The organism is Bifidobacterium sp. POST2/T3 (B1) (genome assembly GCF_058197115.1).
On record NZ_JBVPQK010000380.1, the window covers coordinates 1 to 2,509 of the forward strand.

3 protein-coding genes are annotated in these 2,509 nt (G+C 62.8%); 1 reads left to right on the plus strand and 2 read right to left on the minus strand.

Features of this window, described 5'->3' with window-relative positions; genetic code table 11:
* Positions 1-12 precede the first annotated feature (12 nt).
* Entirely contained in the window at positions 13-1,287 is a 1,275-nt protein-coding gene (locus tag AC0AP0_RS11855) for a class I SAM-dependent methyltransferase (RefSeq protein ID WP_490430613.1), read from the plus strand.
* Positions 1,288-1,368: 81 nt separating this feature from the next.
* On the opposite strand, the gene AC0AP0_RS11860 is transcribed toward AC0AP0_RS11855, so the two are convergent.
* A complete protein-coding gene (locus tag AC0AP0_RS11860; RefSeq protein WP_490430611.1) occupies positions 1,369-1,914 on the minus strand; it encodes an FMN-binding protein in 546 nt (181 codons plus the stop codon).
* A gap of 1 nt (position 1,915) precedes the next feature.
* Positions 1,916-2,509: ABC transporter ATP-binding protein (locus AC0AP0_RS11865; RefSeq protein WP_490430612.1), on the minus strand; the 594-nt coding region annotated here is incomplete at its 5' end.

A 2,509-nucleotide genomic window follows, 5' to 3' on the forward strand; every position in this document is an offset into this window, starting at 1 on the left:
GCCAAAAGCAAGATGACTGTAGCCGAGATGATCGGGCTCTTCCTCACCCCTGACGCGCCTGTGCAGGTGACCGCCTTCGATGGGTCGGTCTTCGGGCAGGACCAAGCGCCACTGCATCTGGAAGTCAAGAATTCCCGTGCCATGTACTACATCACGGAAAATCCCAACGACCTGGGTCTGGCCCGCGCCTACCTGCAGGGCGATCTGGATTCTCCCGAGTTGCTGCCAGGCAACCCCTACCAGGTTCTCAAGGAACTGATGGGCCTCAAGCACTTCGTCAAGCATCCCAGCAAGATGGAGCTGGCCCGGGCGGCTGGAGCCGTCTTCTCGCATGGGGTGCGCGTGCCCGAGCCGCCGGCCATCGAGGGACCTTCCTTGGCCAAGCGACTGACCGAAGGCATCCGCCCCCACACCCGCCGTGGAGACGCAGCCACCGTCAGCTACCATTACGACCAGTCCAACGACTTCTATCGGCTCTTCCTAGGCTCCTCCATGACCTACACCTGCGCCGTCTTCGAGAAAGCGGAAGACAGTCTGGAGGACGCTCAGTGGCACAAGCTCAACATGGTCCTGGACAAGATGCACCTGAACGAGGGTGACCGTCTGCTGGACGTGGGCTGCGGCTGGGGCTCCATGGAGATCGCAGCCGCCCGTCGCGGCATCCACGTCATCGGCGTGACCCTGGCTGAGGAGCAGGTCGAGTGGGCCCAGAACTGGATCCGCCAGGAGGGCTTGCAGGATCTGGCCGAGGTCAGGCTGATGGATTACCGCGACGTGCCCGAGTCCGGCTTCGACGGAATCTGCTCCATCGGCATGATGGAGCATGTGGGCTACAAGCAGTACCCCTCCTACTTCAAGGAGATGATGGACAAGCTGCGTCCGGGCGGCATCCTGCTGAACCACCAGATCACCCGCACCAACTCCCACGACCACAAGCGGGCCGGCGGATTCATCGACCGCTACATCTTCCCCGACGGTGAGCTGGCCAGCCCGGCCGAGATCGAACTCGCCATCCAGGACACCGGCTTCGAGGTCATCACCCAGGAGAACCTGCGTCAGCACTATGCGCTGACCCTCAAGCACTGGACCGAGAACCTCCAGGAGCATTGGGGCCAGGCCAAGCCCATGGTGGGCGAGCCCAAGGCGCGTCTCTGGGGTCTGTACATGGCCGGCGCGCGGCTCAACTTCGAGCTCGACAACATTCAGATACACCAGTTCCAGTGCATCAAGCCTGATCCTGAAACCGGCACGGACACCTATCCGCTGCGGCCCTGGTGGAATCGGTAGTAGGTAGTATAAAGGCTTGAAAAGGGGCGAGGAATCAAATCCTCGCCCCTTTTTGTTTCTGCCACCCGTACGGCCCGGTTCTCAGGAAGACCTGTCCGCCGAAGCTTCCAGCCGAGCCAGATCCAAGGCCTTGTTGAAGGCATCCGAGGTCCAGCTGGCCCCAGCCACCTTGTCCACCTTGAGGTCCTTGAGCGGACGCCCCTGGACTACTCCAGGCACAGCCTTGGCAAAGCGTTCCATATGACCACGCGAAATGGGCGAGTCCGAATGCCCCTGAACCTGAACCCGCGTCACCTGGCCTCCCGACAGGTCCAGATCCACATCAATGCTGTCAGCCCCGTCATGCCCGTACTTGCCCGTCAGGGCGTAGGTGCCATCGTGATAGTTGCCCGTGTCAGCCGGGGCGGTCGGCAGTCCATCACGGGAGACGGCGGTGGGATTACCTTCGCCCGCAGAGTCGGCTCCTGACTCTGGCGCAGAGCTGGACTCTGCGCCCGATCCGGCGAACTCGTCGTCCATGGGCTTGGCCTGCTGACTTCCACAGCCGCCCAGGAGGGAGCCGACCGCCACAAGGGTCGCCAGGGTTGCCGAGGCCGTGGCCAGTCCCCGAGACTTGCTTTTAGCCATTTCAACGCCCTCCTTCTGCATCAGCAGCCGATCCCGGCAGGGAGCCGCCGGTCTTGGCCGTCTTGGTGGGGTCATGAAAGCCCACCGGAATATCCTGGTCCCCGGAATCGACAGGAGTTCCACTGAAGGCCGGACGGCCTCCGGCAGCAAGGTAGGCCCGCTTGGCCTCCTCATCATTCCACTGCTCGCCGGCCAGCACACCGTGGTTGAGCATGATCTCCCGCTGGGCGCAGGAGGCCACCAGGGCATCGTGGGTGACCACAATCAGGGAGGTTCCCTGGTCATGCAATTGCCTAAAGAGGTCCAGCACAATCCGCTCATTGGCCTCGTCCAGGTTGCCAGTGGGCTCGTCAGCCAGGATCAGCTTGGGCTCGTTGATCAGCGCCCGGGCCACGCAGACCCGCTGCTGTTCGCCACCCGAAAGCTGACTGGGCAGGTGGCGGGCCCGATCCGCCAGACCCACCCGGTCCAGAGCCTTCATGGCCTGGTCCTCGTCCACCACCGAGTGGTAGTACTGGGCCACCATGACGTTCTCCAGGGCGGTCAGATGCGGGACCAGGTAGAACTTCTGGAAGACCAGGCCGATCACGTTCTT

Coding starts and splice junctions, on each gene's coding strand:
- AC0AP0_RS11855 (WP_490430613.1), top strand. CDS start 13: ATGACTGTAGCCGAGATGATCGGGCTCTTCCTCACCCCTGACGCGCCT.
- AC0AP0_RS11860 (WP_490430611.1), bottom strand. CDS start 1,914: ATGGCTAAAAGCAAGTCTCGGGGACTGGCCACGGCCTCGGCAACCCTG.